This is a genomic window from Dongia sp., from assembly GCF_041918875.1.
Taxonomy (GTDB): domain Bacteria; phylum Pseudomonadota; class Alphaproteobacteria; order Dongiales; family Dongiaceae; genus Dongia.
The window spans coordinates 80813-97360 of record NZ_JAYRUV010000009.1 but is presented as its reverse complement, the minus strand read 5'-3'; the positions used below and the strand labels follow the sequence as shown (position 1 = coordinate 97360).

Sequence of the window (16548 nt, the reverse complement as noted above, 5' to 3'; positions counted from 1 at the left end):
AGCTGCGGCCGGTTGAATGAACAGCACGATCACAGAATTCCGAACCCATGAAGATTGCCGTCTACACCATCGCACTCAATGAAGCGCAGTTCGTTGCGCGGTGGGCCGAGACCGCGGCACCGGCGGACTGCCGTGTGGTGGCCGATACCGGTTCCACCGACGGCACCATCGAAAAACTGCGCGCGGCCGGCGTCGAGGTACACAGCATCAGCATCAACCCCTGGCGCTTCGACCATGCACGCAACACCGCGCTGGCGCTGGTGCCGGGAGATGTGGATATCTGCGTCTCGCTCGACATGGACGAAGTCATCCAGCCGGGCTGGCGCGAAGCCTTGCTCGCGGCCTGGAAGCCGGGAACGACGCGGGTACGCAATCCGCTGGAAATCCATATCGGCGCCGACGGCGTGGCACGCAGCCATTTCAACAGCAGCCGCATCCACCAGCGCTTCGGCTATAGCTGGAAGTATCCGATTCATGAATTGATCGTGCCGGCGGCGCATATCACCGAGCAGACCGCCTATACCGATCAATTGCGCATCCGCCATCTGCCCGACGACAACAAGTCGCGCGGCCAATATCTGCCGATGCTGGCGGCGGCCGCGGCGGAGGCGCCGGACGATGACCGGCTGGCGCATTATTACGGCCGCGAACTGATGTTCCGCCACCGGTACGAAGAGGCCATCGTGGAGCTGCGCCGGCATCTCGGCCTGCCGCGCGCCACCTGGAAGGCGGAGCGGGCCGCCTCGATGCGCTTCATCGGCCGCTGTCACAAATCCCTGGGCCGCCTTGCCGAAGCGCGCGGTGCCTATCTTCAAGCCTGCGCCGAGACGCCGGATGCACGCGAACCCTGGCACGATCTGGCCAAACTCTGCATGGACGGAAAGGATTGGGCCGGCGGCATCTGGGCGGCACAGCGCGCGCTTGCCATCGACGTCATGCCGCGCGACCATACGCGCGACGCCAAGGCCTGGGGCATCGGCCCCTACGATATCGGCAGTATCTGCGCTTATTACGCCGGCCAGCACGAACTGGCGCGCGAATGGCTGACCAAGGCGCTGGCGTTCGAACCGGACAATGCGCGCCTGATCAAGAATTCCAGCTGGATCTTCGCCCAGAAATAAGAAAGGCGCCCCCGCGATGGGAGCGCCTTCTTTTTCCCGTTTCTTCCAGACGGTCAGGGCGTAATAACGATGTCGGTATCGACATAGACATGCACGGTTTCGCCGCCGACATCCGCGGTGAAGAGCGCATAGGTCCGCCCGTCGTCGCCATTGTGCAACGCCGCATCCTGGGTCCAATCGCCCAACATGCTGATCTGGTCCTTGTCGTCGCCCTGGACGAACAGCGTGTTGCGATCGTCCGTCATGTCGAGCACGCTCGACGCGTCGAGGGTGATCGTCGTGCCGACGCCGTCGTCGGCGCTGTCCGCCTGCTTGCCGTCGAAGTTCAGCACTTCGATCTCGCGGACATACTGGTCGTCGTTATTGGCGGTGTCGCCGCGGAAGTTCTGCAGCCCGCTCATCATGGCGATGTCGTCGCCCTGGGTCGAGCCATCGCCATTGTCGCCGACGATCACCGGCTGGTTGCCGTGCAGATCGTTATTGTCGATGCCGTGGAAGATGTCGTTGCCGGCACCGCCTTCGAACGCATCCGCGCCGCCTTCGCCGAACAGGCAGTCATTGCCCTCGCCACCATGGAGCTCATCGGCACCCAAACCGCCGAACAGCATGTCGTTACCGGTGCCGCCGAGGAGCTTGTCGTCATTGTTGCCACCCTCCAGCCAGTCGTTGCCGGTCTCGCCATAGAGCGTGTCGTCGCTCTGATCGCCGAACAGCGCATCGTCGCCGCTCCCGCCATAGAGCTGGTCGCCCTGCTGGTAGCCGTGGATGCTGTCATTGCCGTCGCCGCCATGCAGCTCGTCGGATCCGGTGCCGCCGCCCGTCACCACCGAAAGATCGGTCGGCAACGTGCCTTCACAGACACCGGCCGGCAGGTCCAGGTCAGGACCGGTCGGACCGGTTTCGCCAGTGTTGCCCGTTTCGCCAGTGTTGCCCGTTTCACCGGTGTTACCGGTGGGGCCGGTCGGGCCAGTGGGACCGGTCGGGCCGGTATTGCCGGTTTCGCCGGTTTCGCCGGTTTCGCCCGTCTCGCCGGTCGGGCCGGTTTCGGCCGCCACGACCTCGGCATCGTCCTCCTCGATCAGCAGGGGCGCTGCGCGCTGGATGGTCGCATAGTTCAGCGCCGTCGCCTGCAATCCGCCCACGGCATCGAGGCCGCCGATGCCGGCAGCCGGTGCGAAGGGCGAGAACAGGCCGCCATTATTGTCCACCGCCCCGGCACCCGGCGCGCCCGCCGCCGGCCCGGCCGCCGTTTCGATATCGAGGCTGGGATCGGTCGATGCCAGGATTTCGGCAATGTCGATGGGCTGCCCGGACGTCGTAAGGGTAATCGGAGCCGCCTGATTGGCCTCGGCATAGCCTAGCAGAATGACGGTCTGGTCCTGGACGCGGATCGACAGGTTGCCGTTTTCGCCCAGCTTTGCAGCCAGCTCCTGCGGCGCAAACGGCAGGTCGACCGTGGCACCCGGCACCATCTGGATGCGGATGGTCCCGGCGCCCTCGGGGAGGGTGATGGCATTGCTGCCCGGGATGCTGGTTTCGACACTGGCCATAATGAATCTGTTCCTTCGGTTTCCGGTTCGGCGCGGGCATCGGTGCCCGCGTGCCTCTGGTTCGAAAACGGAACATGGGACGCGCTAGTCCCGGCGGCCATTTCGTAAACGCGAAATCGCGCACACTATGGTGATGCGAACGTTCTTATCGGGAAATATTCTTAAAATCTATCGTAAACAATCAGTTAATCCCGCCGTGCAGATGCGCGGAACCGCCACGGCAAGGAGCGATGCCGTTCGATAGTTATGTTGCGTCCATAATAGTGTGATAAGCGGAAATTCCTGTTAGCGGGAAGCCGCAAAGCAAAAAGGGGCGGTCCGCTACCGAACCGCCCCAGTCTGGCCCCCACCGGAACAGCGCCTTTGCCGCGGCGCCGCTGCTAATAGGGAGAATAAAAGCCGTTTACGCCGCTTCGGATTTGCGGTGATAGGCGATGGTGCAATGATGCGCGCAATAGGGCCGGCCGGGTTCCGCCACATCGCCGCAGAAATGGAAGCCGGGCTGCTTGGGGTCGCCTACCGGCCAGGAGCAGGATTTCGACCCGGCGCCGGCCGCCACCCGCGGCGCACTCGGTGCCTTGACGGCAGCGACCTGCGGTTCGATGCGGGTTTCGACGATTTCCGGCGCCGGCGCCGCATAGCGGGTTTCGGCTGGCACGCTGGCCGGCGCCTGGATGTTCTGGTGGGCGCTCGGGGCAACCGCATGGCGCGGTGCCGGCATTGGCGCGATGGCGGGCTGCTGCCGGCGCTGGGCGGCCGGCTTGCGGCGGGGCGCGGCGGATTCGGCGCCTTCCCGCTTGATGGGCGACGGGCGGCCGGTCAGCCCCAGGCGGTGCGCCTTGCCGATCACGGCATTGCGGGTGACACCCCCCAACAGGGTCGCGATCTGGCTTGCCGTCTGGCCCTGGCCCCAGAGCTTGCGCAGCATTTCAATCCGCTGTTCGGTCCATTCCATGATGTCTTCTCCGCACCGGTTTCTGGCTGGCGATTTTGCTGGCGCCATAAGCCACAAAGGCGGCGCCAGCTCAAGATGTTGAGTGAGGATTATTTCACCCTACAAGATGCGGGGAGGCAAGAGGGGAAACTCAAAATGTTGTGGATAACAGCAGATTCTATCGGAACATATGGTGTTCACCCACGCAATCGGGCCACAATCGGGTGAGACATCAGTCCACGAGGTTGAGCTGCCGGTCGAGGAACTCGATGAGCTCGGGCAGGCGCCGCGAGGATTTCAGCTGCCGCTTGCCGGAGAGAAGGATGTAGTTGGGCTCCTTCTCGCCCCGCAGGAGGACCTTGGTGATGGCAAAGGTCGGCTGCTCCTGCGCCCGGCGGTAGACGGAGAAGACCGCCATGTTGCTGCGATGGTCGATCGCATAGTCGCGCCAGACGGCATGCGCCACCTTGCGGCTGTAGATTCCAAGCAGAAGATTGAGTTCGTCGCGGTTGAAATAGACCCGGCGGCCCTGACGGCGGTAATCATTAAGAAGAACGAGCTGCGCCATTCGGTCCTTATGATCACTGAACTATAGGCGACTCGGAGGTTGCTCCATGCCTTCGTTAAGTGTCGCCGAAAGTCACGAATCCGTAAAGCGCCGATCGGCCCTCCCTACCAGCCATGGGCTTCGGGATAGGTTTCCAGCGCATCGGTGGCGGTGCGGTCGGGTGTGTCGTAGCAGATGACCGTCGCCCGCTGGCGGTAGCAATAGCCGGGATAAGGCCGGTTCTTTTCCGCCTGCTCCTGGGCGATTTCGGCCGCGGTCCGGCAGTATTTGCCTGTCTTGGTATAGTCCAGGATCGAGCAATCGTCGCCGGTGGCCAGCGATGCCAGATGGTCTGAAGCCGTCTTGCCAGTCTGATTGAGCGATATGCCCTCGACCGCAGCATAGGCCGTTGTGCCGGAAACCCAGGTGGGAATCGTCGTGGTATTGCATCCCTGCAGGACCATGGCCGCCGCCAGCAGAATTGCACCCTTCCAGCTCGTCTTCGCCATCTCGTTCACCCAGATTGGTCGCATTGGCCCGTTGCCACCCCACGGGTAAGCAATTCCCGTTCCAATCGCCCGGCAAACCGCCCGGTGGATGCGCCAAAGCCTTGGTTGGCAAGGCAACGAGCTTGCCTGTATGTTAGCGCCCGATCAAGAACCCGGCCCATCAGGCTGGGGGTGAACAATTGCGCCCGGATGGGCTCCAGGGGTCTTAAGTGGCTGACATTTTTGAAGAAGTCGACGAGGATCTGCGCCGAGACACGGCAGCGGCGCTTTGGGCGAAATACCAGAACCTGGTCTATGGCGCGGTAGCGCTCATCGTCATCGGCACGGCGGCCGCCACCGGCTGGCAGATCTACGACCGCAACGCGCGCGAAAAGGCCGGGCTCGACTATCTTTCTGCCCTCCAGCGCACGACGCAGGATCCCAAGGCGGCCCCCGAACTCCTGGGCCAGCTCATCCATGCCGGCGGTCCCTTCGCCAGCCTCGCCCGCTTCGACCTGGTCCATGCCGCCCTCAAAGCCGGCGACAAGGCCAAGGCGCTGGAATTGCTGACCACCATGGCGGGCGATGCCGAATTCGCCGCCCCCCTCAAGGGTGCCGCCGCTCTCATGGGTGGCTATGTGGCGCTCGACCTGGGCAAAGCGGACGCAGCCCTTGCGCTGGTGCAGCCGCTCTCGGCCGAGGGCCAGCCCTACCGCTTGGCCGCCATCGAGATCACGGGCCTTGCCGCCTATGCCACCGGCGACACGGCGAAGGCCAAGGAAATCTACCAGGGCCTGGACACGGCGCTGAAGAAAGACGAGGCCCAAGGCCTTGGCACCGCGCCGGCCAACCTGCGCGATCGCGTCGCCATCATGCTCGACCGGCTGGGTGCGTGAACGGGCCCGATAAGCGTAAGTCCGATAAGCATGAGTCCGATAGGCGTAAGACGGCGATGGCACAGAATGATTTCGGGGGAATGATGGCGACCACTGGCAACCGAACCGACCGGCGGACTGACCGGATCAAGCGCGCCGGCGTGTTGCTGGCTGCGAGCCTCGCGGCGACGGCGATGCTCGGCGCCTGCGGTCCCAACAAGGTGCCGTTGCCGGGCGATCGCGTCTCGGTGCTGCAGCAGAGCAGCGAGAATGCGGCCGACCCGACCCTGGGCGAGATCGCCGTGCGCCTGCCCAAACCCTATGTGAACAGCGACTGGGCGCAGGTGGGCGGCAATCAGGCCCATGCCATGTATCACCTGCAGGCAACCTCCGACATACTCACCGAAGTGTGGTCCGCCGACATCGGCTCGTCGGCCGATTCCACCAACCGTCTGCTGGCCGAACCGGTCGTGGCCGACGGCATGGTCTATACGCTCGACGCCGAAGCCCTGGTGCGCGCCTTCGATGCCAATACGGGTGCCCGCGTCTGGCAGGCCGATTTCACGCCCGAGGACGAGGATGACGATCTCTTCGGCGGCGGCATGGCCTTGGCCGAAGGCAAGATTTTCGTCACCACTCCTTATGCCAAGGTTTATGCGCTCGACGCCAAGACCGGCGCCTTCATCTGGGAAGCCAAGGCTCCGGCGCCGATGCGCGCGGCCCCCACGGTGAGCGATGGGCGCGTCTTCGTCACCACCATCGACAACCAGCTCGTGGCCTTCGCCCTCGATGACGGGCGGCGTTTGTGGTCCAATGCCGGCGTCGAGGAGGCGGCGGGTCTGCTCGGCGGCTCCACGCCGGCGGTGCTCGGCAATGTCGTCGTCGCCGCCTACACGTCGGGCGAGCTTCTGGCCTTCGACGTGGTCAACGGCAACTCGCTGTGGACCGACAGCCTCGCCGGCAAGGCCCGCACCTCGTCGGTGGCGGCCCTTTCGGATATCCGCGGACGGCCGGTGATCGACCGCGACCGCGTCATCGCCATCGGCAATGGCGGCGTCATGGCGGCGATCGACGTGCGCCGCGGCGAGCGCTATTGGGACAAGGACCTGGGCGGCACGCAGATGCCCTGGGCCGCCGGCGATTTCATCTATCTCGTCACCTCGCAGAGCGAAGTCGTCTGCCTCACGCGCGACGACGGCAAGATCAAGTGGCTCACTCCCCTGCCGCCCTTCGAGGACATGGAATATCGCGAAGACCCGATCTACTGGTCCGGCCCTGTGCTGGTGGGCGATCGGCTGCTGGTGACCGGTTCCAACGGCCTGGCGCTTTCCATCTCGCCTTATACGGGCGCGCTGCTGGGCAAGCAGGAACTGCCCGACCGCTCGCATCTGCCGCCGGTCGTCGCCAATGAAATGGTGTACATGCTGTCGGACGATGCCGACCTCATTGCCCTGAAATAATACCGCGCGCGGTGCATTTGCGCCGCGCCTCGTTTTGATCGGCCCTTGACCTGATGTCCTTTACCGTCGCCATCGTCGGCCGGCCCAATGTGGGCAAGTCGACACTCTTCAACCGTCTGATCCGCAAGCGTCTCGCCATCGTCGACGATACGCCGGGCGTCACGCGCGACCGGCGCTATGGCGAAGCGCATCTGGGCGATCTCAGCTTCACCGTGATCGACACGGCGGGGCTCGAGGATGCGGTCGACGACAGTCTCGAAGGGCGCATGCGCCAGCAGACGCAGGCCGCCATCGCCGAGGCAGATGTGACGCTGCTGGTCTTCGACGCCCGCGCTGGCGTGACACCGATGGACGAGCATTTCGCGCGCCTCATCCGCAAGTCGAGGAAGCCCGTCATCCTCGTCGCGAACAAGGCCGAAGGCCGCGCCGGGACGGATGCCGCGCGCGAGGGTTTCTCGCTGGGCCTCGGCACGCCGCTGCCGCTCTCGGCCGAACATGGCGAGGGCTTGAGCGATCTATACGACGCGCTGGAACCCTTCGCGGTTCGAAAGGCCGGCGAAAAATCCACTGCCCATCTCGATGCCGATCTCGAGGAAGTGGCCCCGCTCGACCTCGAGGAGGATACGGGCGAGGAAGATCTGGTGGAGGCGCCGCCGGCGCCCAAGCATCTGCAGATGGCCATCGTCGGCCGGCCGAATGTCGGCAAATCCACCCTGGTCAATGCCCTTCTCGGCGAAGACCGCCTGCTGACCGGGCCGGAAGCCGGCATCACGCGCGATTCCATCGCCATCGACTGGTCATGGAAGGGCCAGGCGATCCGCCTCATCGACACGGCGGGTCTCAGGCGCCATTCGCGCGTCACGAAGAAGCTCGAGCGCCTTTCCGGCGCCGATACGCGCCGCGCCATCCAGTACGCCCATGTCGTCGTCCTGGTGCTGGACGGCAACGACATGCTGGAGAAGCAGGACCTCACCATCGCCAGGCAGGTGGTGGAGGAAGGCCGCGCCCTCATCATCGCCGCCAACAAATGGGACGCGGTCGAGGACAAGAACGCCGCCATCAAGAAGCTGCATGAGCGCATCGACTGGTCGCTGCCCCAAGCCAAGGGCATTCCCGTCATCACCATGAGCGCCATGACCGAGCGCGGCCTCGACAAGCTGATGCAGGCGGTGCTCGACATCTACGTGACCTGGAACAAGCGCGTCTCGACTGCCAGGCTCAACCGCTGGCTATCGGAAGTGACCGCCCAGCATCCGCCGCCCCTGGTCAGCGGCAGGCGCATCAAGATCCGCTACATGACGCAGATCAAGACCAGGCCGCCCACCTTCGCCATCTTCGCCTCGAAGGCCGACGATCTGCCGGAAAGCTATCACCGCTATCTGGTGAAAAGCTTGCGCGACGTCTTCGATCTCCCAGGCACACCGATCCGCATCGTCATGCGGCGGACGGACAATCCCTACGACACGGACCGGGATTGATATGTGTGAAACGAGTGCTTTTCACTTGGACGGTGTCAAGGAATGACCTGGCAACATTGACGCCAGGGCGATAAGAATTCTCGCCAATACCTCAATATGTTGCCGATCAATCCGCGTATCGAGTCCACCGTGAGCTGCGCGGTTTCTTATCTGGCCGATCTCTCTGAGTTGGTCCGCTTCGGTCGGTGTCACATAGCCTTCTGACGCAAGAGCGGAGATGAGCGGCGTAACGCCCTGAGGCCGGGTTAGACGCCCGGGGAGAAGAGAACGGCCGATTGCTTCGAGAATAGTCCAACCCATCATTAAGGTCGCGAAAGGTGCGCCGCCACCAGAAGCCAAATTTCTAAATTCCGCTAGTTCCGCTTCAATCGTTTCAGTCGGCATAATGTCGAGATCAACCTTGGAAGATGTAGGTGGTGCGTAGAAGACACGTAACTCCCACTCATCTTGATCTTGCAAAAGGCGCTTTAGTTCGTTCGCTCTCTGCTCATCGCGCTCCCTGCCGGTGAGCACCTCAATCAGAATCTTCTTGTCGCCCCGTCGCGCAATCGCATCGGGCCGGAAATTCTTCAGGAATGGCGGCAACGCAAACGACGACGGCTGCAGAAAAACTTCAAAGCCTTCGTCTTCAAGCCTTGCCACAATACTTTGGAGGACTTCACTTTCGCGCACGGCGGCAACACCCATTAGACTAATTCCTCTGATGGATTGTCCGACAAGCGGACGTAAAGCACTGGCTTGTCCCCATTCAGGGCTTGCTCCAAGGCGTCCGACGGAGCTGAGAACCGGAAGATACCACCCGGCTCAAACTTCTGCACCACGACGCGTTCGATCTGCCGATCATCGGCATAGATATCCCTGCTCATTGCATCGAGCACGGGCTTAACGATGTTGTCGATGTCGCCCTGCATCTCAGCATCCGGAAAATAATACAACGTCACAGCCAACGGGCCATCGTTTGCAAAGTATCCCTCTGGCAGAGCCCGCTTTCCAGCCGCTTTGATGCGCTCTTTCCACTCAGCGACAGACTCTCTTCGTTTGGCCGACAGAGATACAGCAGTGCCGCCAACGACAAACTCGACAGGAAATGTAATGTCCACGCTCATTTCCTCAAAACTTAAGGCGACAGTACAAACCAAGAACTACTTAGAAGAAATTTCACCTCGTTACAACAACTATGAGGCGTAAATACCCCAAAATTGTCAAACCCCTTACCGCGCCCCGCCGCCGTCCATGACGATGGTCTGGCCGGTGATATAGGGGGCTCCTGCCAGTAAATAGAAGATCGTTTCGGCATAATCGGCCGGGGTGCCGGCGCGTTGCAGCGGCAGTTTGGCCACATAGTTCTTCAATTGGTCGGGATCGAATCTGCAGTCCCAGCCGGAGCCGTCGACGACATTGGGCGCGATGGCGTTGACGCGCACCTCGGGGCCCATGGCGTAGGACCATTCGGTGGTGAGCAGGATGATGGCGGCTTTCGTCGAAGCATAGACACTCGACGAGCCGCCATAGCCGAGGCCCGCCGTCGAGGCGACATTGACCACCGCACCCTTGGCTGCCTTGAGATGGGGTGCCGCGGCCTTGAGGCAGCGATAGGGCCCGATCTGGTTGATGCTGACAAGCTTGGCCCAGAACGCCTCGTCCATGCGCGCAAAATCGTCGACGGGAATGGGCGCCGCCGTGCCGGGTGTGCCGGCGTTGTTGACCAGGTAGTCCAGCCGCCCGAAATGTGCGACCGCAGCCGCCACTGCCGCATCCATGTCGGCTTGGCTGGAGACATCGCCCGGGAAAGCGGCGACATCACGACCGGCGGCGCGCAGCCGCTCCACCTCGGCGGCAAGGCGCGGGCTGGCGGCAAGATCGTTGATCGCCACCCTGCATTTGTTGGCGGCGAGCCGCTCGACCGTGGCAAGGCCGATGCCCGAGGCACCACCCGTGACGAACGCCACCTTGCCGGAAAGATCGGCACTGATCATGCAACACTCCCCCTGCTGAATTCGACAGGCTGCAGCATGGCACATTTCGCTGCGGGACGAAGCATCGATCGCGCGTCATGCGGTAAAAGCGGGCGAACAATTCGAGAGATTGATCCATGGCCGTCACCGTTTTCATCCGCTACCAGATCGATCCCTTCCAGCTAGAGGCCTTCCATGCCTATGCCGGGAATTGGGGCCGCATCATTCCGGCCTGCGGCGGGCATCTGATCGGTTACTTCCTGCCCCATGAGGGCACCAGCGATATCGCCTGGGGGCTCATCTCCTTTCCCGACCTTGCCGCTTACGAGGCCTATCGCGCGCGGTTGAAATCGGATGAAGCGGGGCGCGCGAACTTCACCCTCGCCCAGGAAAAGCGTTTCATCCTGCGCGAGGAGCGGACATTCTTGGAACCCGTCGCCGGCACAAGAGACCAGGCCCCCAGGAGCGTCGCCCCATGATCGCCATCATCTTCGAAGTCGAACCCGTGGCCGCGCATCGCGACGCCTATCTCGATATCGCCGCGAGGCTGAGACCCGAGTTGGAAAAGATCGACGGCTTCATTTCCGTCGAGCGTTTCCAGAGCATCGCCAATCCGGGCAGGATGCTCTCGCTCTCTTTCTTCCGTGACGAAGAGGCCGTGCGCGCCTGGCGCAATCTGGAAGTTCACCGCCGCGCCCAGGAAGCCGGCCGCAACGGCCTTTTTGCCGGATACCGGCTGCGCGTGGCATCGGTCCTGCGCGATTACGGCCTCGACGAGCGTGAACAGGCGCCGGACGACAGCCGCGCGCTGCACGGCTAGCGGCAGCCGCAGCCGCCCGACCCGCAGCCGCCATCACGATCATGGGCTTTAGCCGGCGCCTTCACCGCGCGCGGGTCGCGGCTGAGGCCATGTTGGGCGAGTGCGTCGAGATAGCCTTGCCAGATCCTGTCCTTGTCGCGGCCCAGTTCGTAGAGATAGCGCCACGTATAGATGCCGGTATCGTGCATATCGTCGAAATCGATGCGGATGGCGTAGCGGCCGACCGGCTCGATCTTCATGATACCGACATGGCGCCGGCCCGGCACGATGGTCTTCTGCCCCGGTCCGTGCCCCTTCACTTCCGCCGAGGGGCTTTCGACGCGCAGCAGTTCGGCCGGATATTGAAACACCTTGCCGTCGTCGAACTCGATCTCCAGCAGCTTCTCCGCCTGGCGATGTCGGATCTCGACCGGCCAATGCTCGGTGCCGAGAGTGTCGCTCATTCATCGATCTCCAGCGGCCGCGCTTCGTCGACCAGCATGATCGGAATGCCGTCGCGGATCGGATAAGCGAGCCCGGCGGCCTTGCTGATCAATTCCTGCCTCTGCCGGTCGTAGACAAGCGTCGTCTTGCTGATCGGGCAGACCAGGATTTCCAGCAGCTTCGGATCGATGAGAATATCGTTGTCGCCCATGCTCGGCGTCCTTTCAGTGCAGCCGGTGTTCGCCGCCGGAAGCGGTGGCGCCGTGCACCTCGAACATCGCCGTCATCATTTCGACCACGGCGTCGAGATCGGCGCATTCCAGCAGCGACTGTTTTTCCTCCGGCTCCAGCGGTGACATCTGCGCCATGGCGACGACCAGTTCGTCATCGGCCACTTCCTCGATGCCCTTCCAGTCGAGCCGCGCCTGGCGCGTCTTCAGATATTCCTGCAGGACGGCCAGGAAGCGCGGCCGGTCCGCGAGCTGGAATTCATGCTCCGCCATGTCATGGGCGAAAGGCTGGAAGTCCGGCAAGACGCGGCGGAAACCGCCCTTGGCCAGCGGCAGCTCTTGCCTGATGCGAAAGCGGATGAGGCCGGAGAGGATGAGTTGATAGCGCCCGTCCGGCGTCTCCTCGAACGAGACGATGCGGCCCGCGCAGCCGATCCTGTGCACGGCCGGCACGAAATCGGCCTGCATGTTCCGGTCGGCATTGGCTTCGACCGGCTGCACCATGCCGATGAGGCGCTGCGGGGTCGAGAGCGCCGCGCGCACCATGGCGAGGTAGCGCTTCTCGAACACGTTGAGCGGCAGGCGGCCGCCCGGCAGCAGCAGGGCATTGGTCAGCGGGAAGATCGGCATTTCCGCCGGCAGATCGGCGAAACCCGGATCGAAGGGACCAAGATGGCTGGGGCCGGAGCGCATGACTGCCTTGCCTTTCCCGTGAGGTTACGAAAAGAGCAGCGAGGAAAGCCGCCGGCGCGCGCTCAAGGTCAGCGGATCCATCGGGCCCATCGCCTCGAAGAAGGTCACGAGCTGCTTCCTCGCCGCTTCCTCGTTATGGGCGCGGTTGATGCGGATGCTCTCCAGCAGCTGGTCGATCGCCCCTTCCTTGTCGCCGGTGGCGAACAGGGCCTGGGCAAGTTCGATACGCGCCTCGTGATCCTTCGGATCGGCATCGACCCGGGCGCGCAGCGCATCGGACTGGCCCGCGGCCTTCTGGCCGGCCATCGCCACGTCGAGCTGCGCCTTGGCGGCGGCGATGGCGGGATCGCCCTGCTTGTCCTTGGGCGCCTGGCCCAGGAACTCGGCCGCCTGATCCAGTTCGCCAAGGGCGACGAGGCAGCGCACCATGCCGCCGATCGCCTTCACATGGCCGGGTTCGTGCTCCAGCACCTGCCCGAAGATTTCGGTCGCGGTCGCATGGTCGCCGGTCTCGATCGCGGCTTCGGCGTGTTCGATCGCCTCGTCGATGGGCGAGGGGCCGGGCTCGCCGCCGAGCTTCGAGAGGCGCTGCACGAAGGCCTTGAGCTGGCCTTCAGGCTGTGCTCCCTGGAAGGCATCGACGGGGCGTCCCTGGAAGAAGGCGAACACGGCCGGGATCGACTGGATGCGCAGCTGGCCGGCCAGCGCCTGGTTCTCGTCGACATTGATCTTGACCATGCGCACGGCGCCGCGCGCTTCCTTCACCACCTTTTCCAGCAGCGGGCCCAACTGCTTGCACGGGCCGCACCAGGGCGCCCAGAAATCGACGATCACCGGCACTTCCATCGACGGGTCGATGACATCGGCCTTGAATGTCTGCTGGCTGCCATCCTTCACCAGGTCGGCCGGGGCCGCGCCATTCGTGGCGCCGGCGCCGATCAGATTGTCCATTCTCAAACACTCCCAAATGATCCGGATTCAAGGCTTATAGATGGGCCTTTCCGGCGTTCAAATCAACCGCGCTGGACTGGCCTTGTTCCCAATCGGACCAAGGTCTTAGGCGGGCACGGATCTTAGTCGAAATCGACCAGCTGCGGTTTGTGCCCCTCGGCCTCCAGGAACGCCAGCAGGTCCCCTGGCGAAATGGCGGTGGTCTTGAAATTGACCAGCGGATGGGCGTTCACGGGATCGCAGTCGAGCAGATGCCGGTCCAGCACCATCTTCACCTTGCGGCCCTTGTCGTTGATGACGGCGAAGGGCGTCACCGCCCCCGGGATGACGCCGAGATACGTCATCAGCCGGTCGGCCGAGCCGAAGGACAGCTTGGCATTGGAGCCGGTCTCGCCGGTGAGCTTCTCGCCCAGCTTCTTCAGGTCGACGCGGCGATTCTCCTCGACCGTCACCAGCCACATCTCTTCCCTTTTGTTGCGCAGGAACAGGTTCTTGATATGCCCGCCGCTCATGTCGCGGCTGACCTGCTGGCTCTCCTCCACCGTGAAGACCGGGACATGGTCCGTGGTCCGAGTGGCAAGGCCGAGTTCGGTCAGGCGCGCCAGAAGCTGGTCGGGGCTGGTCGGCAGGTTGGCTTGGGCAACGAGGGCGGCGCTGTGATCGGGTACGGTATCGGCGGGCATGGGGCTCTGGGACCTTCGTTAACGAACTCGCCGCCGGGTATAGCCGGGCCCGGCGCCCGCGACAATGGCGAGACCGCCGGGAAGCCGCCGCGCGGGACCGATTCCGTCAAGCCGCCAAACCGCCGATTCCTGGCTAAGCCTTTGCGCAGAAAAAAGAATAAGCCCACTTGCAAATGCGCCGCCGATGCGTATGATGCGCCGCGCTCGTGAGGCCAAGCCTCGGCGGGCGCCGCTGCCAAACGGAGTGCGGGCGTAGCTCAGGGGTAGAGCACAACCTTGCCAAGGTTGGGGTCGAGGGTTCGAATCCCTTCGCCCGCTCCAGTTTGGACTTTCAAAGAAGATGATCGCGAAGAACGGCCCCCAGCGGGCCGCTTTTGCATTTTGGCCCCCTACTTTGTAGCGCGCCACTTGATCCTGGAGCCGTCGCCACTTGATCCTGGAGCACTCGGAAAACAGTGGGTTCCAGGGACGTTCCGACCCCATTTAAGTGTGCTTGAAGGGGGCAAGTTCCGGCGGTGTGCCGGCCTCGCCCACGGCCTGCCGTTTGGCCTCGGCTGACCGCCGGCTGTATTCAAGGTCGACCAGCTCACGGAGCTTGTCTCTGGTGCCTCGCGAATGGGAGAGCATCTCCCCCATCCAGAATAGGAAGCTGGCGCCGATGAGGGCCGCCCCGGCAAAACCCAATGCCCACCGCATCTGGGCCTGACGTAGTTCTGGCGGCATCGAGCCGGCACATGTCCTGGGAGGTAGGGTCGTCGTTGGGTTAAGCATCTCCTGCAGGCGAGCCGTCTCGCACTGGGCCACCTCGACCGGGTCGCCCGCCGGGGCCGGCCAGGAGATCGAGGCGCTGTATATTCCGGCCAGAACGACCAGAACGCTCAATCCCTTGAAGAAGTATTCCAGTGCCATTTCGCCCACCCCAATTTGGTCATTGCCGCTGGCCAGCATAGAGAACCTCTCGGGCCTCGCACAGCCGTTCCGGACTCGACCTGGCCTCTAGACCCTGCCACACCAGCCAGCCCGCTTGCCGCCGTCATAGGGGCGCCCCAGCCCCTTGCCGATCAGGGTTCCGGCCATGTCTTGGCCGCCGATCAAGACGCGGGCGTCCACCCGACCGCCGTACTTGTCCCACTTCACCTCCCGGAACTCGATCGGCTGGCCCGCCCGGAGGGCCGCCGCGACCAGGCGCTTGGCCTCGGCCTTCGCCTTGGCGCCGAGATCGCGCTCGCTCTGGCACTGCGCCTTGCCCCCGGTCTCCGGAGTGTTGATGCCCCGGAGGCGCACGCCGATCGGGTTCAGCTCGGCCGGGAGGCCGGGGATCGCCACCTTGATGGTGTCGCCGTCCGTCACCTCGATCACAGGCCAGCGGTAGGTTCCCACCCCGGCCGCGTCGGCCGATGCCTGGGCGACCGTCAGCAGGCCCAATGCGACTGCCGCCACCAGCATGAGGGAGAGCGAGAGAGGGGCCACCTTCTGATTAGCCATTGGAGATGATCAACTCCTTTGCCTTTTTGCCCGGCCCGGTCTGTCGCACCGTGTAGGTCGTCGACACGGCCTGCTGTTTGAAGCGCCCGAAGATCCGGCGGATCTGGGGCACGTCGTTGATCGATAGTAGAAAGCGCCCCTTGATGCCGGCGAGCTGGTCCGCCAGCCGTTCAAAATCCGCCTTCCCGAACATGTCTTTGCCATAATATCCCTCGCTGCCCCAATAGGGCGGGTCGAGGTAAAAGAGCGTCCCCGGTTGGTCGTAACGGTCGATGAACTCGCCATAGGGCAGGCATTCGATCGTCACCGCCGTTAGCCTGATATGGAGATCCTCCAGCGCCGGCACGACCTTGCTGACATCGAAGCGTGCCGGGTTGCCCGGACTGGTGCCGAAATTCCGCGAGGCGACCTTCCCACCGAAACTGGTCCGCTGCAAATAGAGGAACCGCGCAGCCCGCTCCAGATCGGTGAGGGTGGATGGATCGGTGGCCATCAGCCGCTCGAACTCGACCCGCGTGGTGAGCTGGAAACGCAGCATGTCCAGGAAGGCGGTATAGTGCCGCTGCAGCACCCTAAAGAAGGTCGCCACGTCGCGGCTATAATCGTTGATGTATTCGGCCTTCGCGGCCGTCGGTCGCCGCAGGAAAACGCCACCCATGCCGATGAAGGGTTCGGCATAGGTATGGTGTGGGATCTTGGCAATGCGGGCGATGATGGCGGCCGCTAGACCCCGCTTTCCGCCGACATAGGGGGCCACCGGCCTGACATTGACCTGGTTGGCGGTTGCCGGACTCGACTCTTGACGCATGAAACTGGTACTCCAAACCCGCCCCTGCAGGGGTGGCGGGACGGCCT

21 protein-coding genes and 1 tRNA gene are annotated in these 16548 nt (G+C 63.6%); 7 read left to right on the top strand and 15 right to left on the bottom strand.

Annotated elements, in window-relative coordinates; translation table 11 throughout:
• Positions 1-47 precede the first annotated feature (47 nt).
• Positions 48-1121: a glycosyltransferase gene (locus ACE3TY_RS11385; RefSeq protein WP_374653152.1), complete on the top strand. Its 1074-nt coding sequence runs from the start codon at positions 48-50 to the stop codon at positions 1119-1121.
• A gap of 53 nt (positions 1122-1174) precedes the next feature.
• Here the strand turns inward: ACE3TY_RS11385 and ACE3TY_RS11380 are convergent, their stop codons facing one another.
• The 4 genes from ACE3TY_RS11380 to ACE3TY_RS11365 all read right to left on the bottom strand — a co-directional run bounded on the left by ACE3TY_RS11380 (position 1175) and on the right by ACE3TY_RS11365 (position 4661).
• Positions 1175-2671, bottom strand: a complete 1497-nt coding sequence (locus ACE3TY_RS11380; RefSeq protein ID WP_374653151.1) for a calcium-binding protein — start codon at positions 2669-2671, stop codon at positions 1175-1177.
• Positions 2672-3074: 403 nt separating this feature from the next.
• Positions 3075-3626: a GcrA family cell cycle regulator gene (locus ACE3TY_RS11375; protein WP_374653150.1), complete on the bottom strand. Its 552-nt coding sequence runs from the start codon at positions 3624-3626 to the stop codon at positions 3075-3077.
• A 211-nt stretch (positions 3627-3837) separates the two neighbouring features.
• A complete protein-coding gene (locus tag ACE3TY_RS11370; protein ID WP_374653149.1) occupies positions 3838-4173 on the bottom strand; it encodes a DUF2794 domain-containing protein in 336 nt (111 codons plus the stop codon).
• Between the two features lie 104 nt (positions 4174-4277).
• On the bottom strand, positions 4278-4661 hold the full coding sequence (locus ACE3TY_RS11365) for a hypothetical protein (protein WP_374653148.1): 384 nt from the start codon (positions 4659-4661) through the stop codon (positions 4278-4280).
• A gap of 209 nt (positions 4662-4870) precedes the next feature.
• Here ACE3TY_RS11365 and ACE3TY_RS11360 point away from each other — a divergent pair, with 209 nt between their 5' ends.
• The 3 genes from ACE3TY_RS11360 to der all read left to right on the top strand — a co-directional run bounded on the left by ACE3TY_RS11360 (position 4871) and on the right by der (position 8453).
• Positions 4871-5536: a tetratricopeptide repeat protein gene (locus ACE3TY_RS11360; protein WP_374653147.1), complete on the top strand. Its 666-nt coding sequence runs from the start codon at positions 4871-4873 to the stop codon at positions 5534-5536.
• Between the two features lie 80 nt (positions 5537-5616).
• On the top strand, positions 5617-6975 hold the full coding sequence (locus ACE3TY_RS11355; RefSeq protein ID WP_374653146.1) for a PQQ-binding-like beta-propeller repeat protein: 1359 nt from the start codon (positions 5617-5619) through the stop codon (positions 6973-6975).
• A 53-nt stretch (positions 6976-7028) separates the two neighbouring features.
• On the top strand, positions 7029-8453 hold the full coding sequence (der, locus tag ACE3TY_RS11350) for a ribosome biogenesis GTPase Der (RefSeq protein ID WP_374653145.1): 1425 nt from the start codon (positions 7029-7031) through the stop codon (positions 8451-8453).
• Between the two features lie 21 nt (positions 8454-8474).
• Here the strand turns inward: der and ACE3TY_RS11345 are convergent, their stop codons facing one another.
• The 3 genes from ACE3TY_RS11345 to ACE3TY_RS11335 all read right to left on the bottom strand — a co-directional run bounded on the left by ACE3TY_RS11345 (position 8475) and on the right by ACE3TY_RS11335 (position 10429).
• Complete coding sequence (locus tag ACE3TY_RS11345; RefSeq protein WP_374653144.1) at positions 8475-9140, bottom strand: hypothetical protein; 666 nt, start codon at positions 9138-9140, stop codon at positions 8475-8477.
• Positions 9140-9553: a RusA family crossover junction endodeoxyribonuclease gene (locus ACE3TY_RS11340; RefSeq protein WP_374653143.1), complete on the bottom strand. Its 414-nt coding sequence runs from the start codon at positions 9551-9553 to the stop codon at positions 9140-9142. Before ACE3TY_RS11340 ends, ACE3TY_RS11345 begins: the two co-directional genes overlap by 1 nt.
• Before the next feature lie 111 nt (positions 9554-9664).
• Positions 9665-10429: an SDR family NAD(P)-dependent oxidoreductase gene (locus tag ACE3TY_RS11335; protein WP_374653142.1), complete on the bottom strand. Its 765-nt coding sequence runs from the start codon at positions 10427-10429 to the stop codon at positions 9665-9667.
• A 116-nt stretch (positions 10430-10545) separates the two neighbouring features.
• Here ACE3TY_RS11335 and ACE3TY_RS11330 point away from each other — a divergent pair, with 116 nt between their 5' ends.
• Together ACE3TY_RS11330 and ACE3TY_RS11325 are read left to right on the top strand one after the other, a co-directional pair.
• Positions 10546-10887, top strand: a complete 342-nt coding sequence (locus ACE3TY_RS11330) for an NIPSNAP family protein (protein ID WP_374653141.1) — start codon at positions 10546-10548, stop codon at positions 10885-10887.
• Positions 10884-11228 carry an antibiotic biosynthesis monooxygenase gene (locus ACE3TY_RS11325; protein WP_374653140.1) on the top strand — a complete coding sequence of 115 codons (345 nt, stop codon included), beginning with the start codon at positions 10884-10886 and terminating at the stop codon, positions 11226-11228. Before ACE3TY_RS11330 ends, ACE3TY_RS11325 begins: the two co-directional genes overlap by 4 nt.
• Here the strand turns inward: ACE3TY_RS11325 and ACE3TY_RS11320 are convergent.
• The 5 genes from ACE3TY_RS11320 to ACE3TY_RS11300 all read right to left on the bottom strand — a co-directional run bounded on the left by ACE3TY_RS11320 (position 11225) and on the right by ACE3TY_RS11300 (position 14208).
• A complete protein-coding gene (locus tag ACE3TY_RS11320) occupies positions 11225-11671 on the bottom strand; it encodes a gamma-butyrobetaine hydroxylase-like domain-containing protein (RefSeq protein ID WP_374653139.1) in 447 nt (148 codons plus the stop codon). The two genes, ACE3TY_RS11325 and ACE3TY_RS11320, sit on opposite strands and share 4 nt — an antisense overlap.
• On the bottom strand, positions 11668-11862 hold the full coding sequence (locus tag ACE3TY_RS11315; protein WP_374653138.1) for a Trm112 family protein: 195 nt from the start codon (positions 11860-11862) through the stop codon (positions 11668-11670). The genes ACE3TY_RS11320 and ACE3TY_RS11315 overlap by 4 nt, the downstream gene beginning before the upstream one ends.
• Positions 11863-11875: 13 nt before the next feature.
• Positions 11876-12574 (bottom strand): LON peptidase substrate-binding domain-containing protein, encoded by a 699-nt coding sequence (locus tag ACE3TY_RS11310; RefSeq protein WP_374653137.1) that lies wholly within the window; start codon positions 12572-12574, stop codon positions 11876-11878.
• 24 nt (positions 12575-12598) lie between these two features.
• Positions 12599-13525, bottom strand: a complete 927-nt coding sequence (gene trxA, locus ACE3TY_RS11305; protein ID WP_374653136.1) for a thioredoxin — start codon at positions 13523-13525, stop codon at positions 12599-12601.
• A gap of 122 nt (positions 13526-13647) precedes the next feature.
• Positions 13648-14208 (bottom strand): prolyl-tRNA synthetase associated domain-containing protein, encoded by a 561-nt coding sequence (locus tag ACE3TY_RS11300; RefSeq protein ID WP_374653135.1) that lies wholly within the window; start codon positions 14206-14208, stop codon positions 13648-13650.
• A 246-nt stretch (positions 14209-14454) separates the two neighbouring features.
• On the opposite strand from ACE3TY_RS11300, the gene ACE3TY_RS11295 reads away from it, so the two are divergent.
• Positions 14455-14529, top strand: a tRNA-Gly gene (locus ACE3TY_RS11295).
• Between the two features lie 162 nt (positions 14530-14691).
• On the opposite strand, the gene ACE3TY_RS11290 is transcribed toward ACE3TY_RS11295, so the two are convergent.
• The 3 genes from ACE3TY_RS11290 to ACE3TY_RS11280 are packed head-to-tail and all read right to left on the bottom strand — an operon-like array spanning position 14692 to position 16501.
• On the bottom strand, positions 14692-15156 hold the full coding sequence (locus ACE3TY_RS11290) for a hypothetical protein (RefSeq protein WP_374653134.1): 465 nt from the start codon (positions 15154-15156) through the stop codon (positions 14692-14694).
• A 48-nt stretch (positions 15157-15204) separates the two neighbouring features.
• The gene (locus tag ACE3TY_RS11285) at positions 15205-15693 is read right to left on the bottom strand and encodes a thermonuclease family protein (RefSeq protein ID WP_374653133.1); all 489 of its coding nucleotides are present in this window, start codon (positions 15691-15693) and stop codon (positions 15205-15207) included.
• Positions 15686-16501 (bottom strand): DNA adenine methylase, encoded by an 816-nt coding sequence (locus ACE3TY_RS11280; protein WP_374653132.1) that lies wholly within the window; start codon positions 16499-16501, stop codon positions 15686-15688. Before ACE3TY_RS11280 ends, ACE3TY_RS11285 begins: the two co-directional genes overlap by 8 nt.
• Positions 16502-16548 lie beyond the last annotated feature (47 nt).

What these genes read in the sequence shown, in the direction of transcription:
- ACE3TY_RS11385 (WP_374653152.1), top strand. Translation starts at nt 48, where the DNA reads ATGAAGATTGCCGTCTACACCATCGCACTCAATGAAGCGCAGTTCGTT.
- ACE3TY_RS11380 (WP_374653151.1), bottom strand. Translation starts at nt 2,671, where the DNA reads ATGGCCAGTGTCGAAACCAGCATCCCGGGCAGCAATGCCATCACCCTC.
- ACE3TY_RS11375 (WP_374653150.1), bottom strand. Translation starts at nt 3,626, where the DNA reads ATGGAATGGACCGAACAGCGGATTGAAATGCTGCGCAAGCTCTGGGGC.
- ACE3TY_RS11370 (WP_374653149.1), bottom strand. Translation starts at nt 4,173, where the DNA reads ATGGCGCAGCTCGTTCTTCTTAATGATTACCGCCGTCAGGGCCGCCGG.
- ACE3TY_RS11365 (WP_374653148.1), bottom strand. Translation starts at nt 4,661, where the DNA reads ATGGCGAAGACGAGCTGGAAGGGTGCAATTCTGCTGGCGGCGGCCATG.
- ACE3TY_RS11355 (WP_374653146.1), top strand. Translation starts at nt 5,617, where the DNA reads ATGATGGCGACCACTGGCAACCGAACCGACCGGCGGACTGACCGGATC.
- der (WP_374653145.1), top strand. Translation starts at nt 7,029, where the DNA reads ATGTCCTTTACCGTCGCCATCGTCGGCCGGCCCAATGTGGGCAAGTCG.
- ACE3TY_RS11345 (WP_374653144.1), bottom strand. Translation starts at nt 9,140, where the DNA reads ATGGGTGTTGCCGCCGTGCGCGAAAGTGAAGTCCTCCAAAGTATTGTG.
- ACE3TY_RS11335 (WP_374653142.1), bottom strand. Translation starts at nt 10,429, where the DNA reads ATGATCAGTGCCGATCTTTCCGGCAAGGTGGCGTTCGTCACGGGTGGT.
- ACE3TY_RS11330 (WP_374653141.1), top strand. Translation starts at nt 10,546, where the DNA reads ATGGCCGTCACCGTTTTCATCCGCTACCAGATCGATCCCTTCCAGCTA.
- ACE3TY_RS11325 (WP_374653140.1), top strand. Translation starts at nt 10,884, where the DNA reads ATGATCGCCATCATCTTCGAAGTCGAACCCGTGGCCGCGCATCGCGAC.
- ACE3TY_RS11320 (WP_374653139.1), bottom strand. Translation starts at nt 11,671, where the DNA reads ATGAGCGACACTCTCGGCACCGAGCATTGGCCGGTCGAGATCCGACAT.
- ACE3TY_RS11315 (WP_374653138.1), bottom strand. Translation starts at nt 11,862, where the DNA reads ATGGGCGACAACGATATTCTCATCGATCCGAAGCTGCTGGAAATCCTG.
- ACE3TY_RS11310 (WP_374653137.1), bottom strand. Translation starts at nt 12,574, where the DNA reads ATGCGCTCCGGCCCCAGCCATCTTGGTCCCTTCGATCCGGGTTTCGCC.
- trxA (WP_374653136.1), bottom strand. Translation starts at nt 13,525, where the DNA reads ATGGACAATCTGATCGGCGCCGGCGCCACGAATGGCGCGGCCCCGGCC.
- ACE3TY_RS11300 (WP_374653135.1), bottom strand. Translation starts at nt 14,208, where the DNA reads ATGCCCGCCGATACCGTACCCGATCACAGCGCCGCCCTCGTTGCCCAA.
- ACE3TY_RS11290 (WP_374653134.1), bottom strand. Translation starts at nt 15,156, where the DNA reads ATGCTGGCCAGCGGCAATGACCAAATTGGGGTGGGCGAAATGGCACTG.
- ACE3TY_RS11285 (WP_374653133.1), bottom strand. Translation starts at nt 15,693, where the DNA reads ATGGCTAATCAGAAGGTGGCCCCTCTCTCGCTCTCCCTCATGCTGGTG.
- ACE3TY_RS11280 (WP_374653132.1), bottom strand. Translation starts at nt 16,501, where the DNA reads ATGCGTCAAGAGTCGAGTCCGGCAACCGCCAACCAGGTCAATGTCAGG.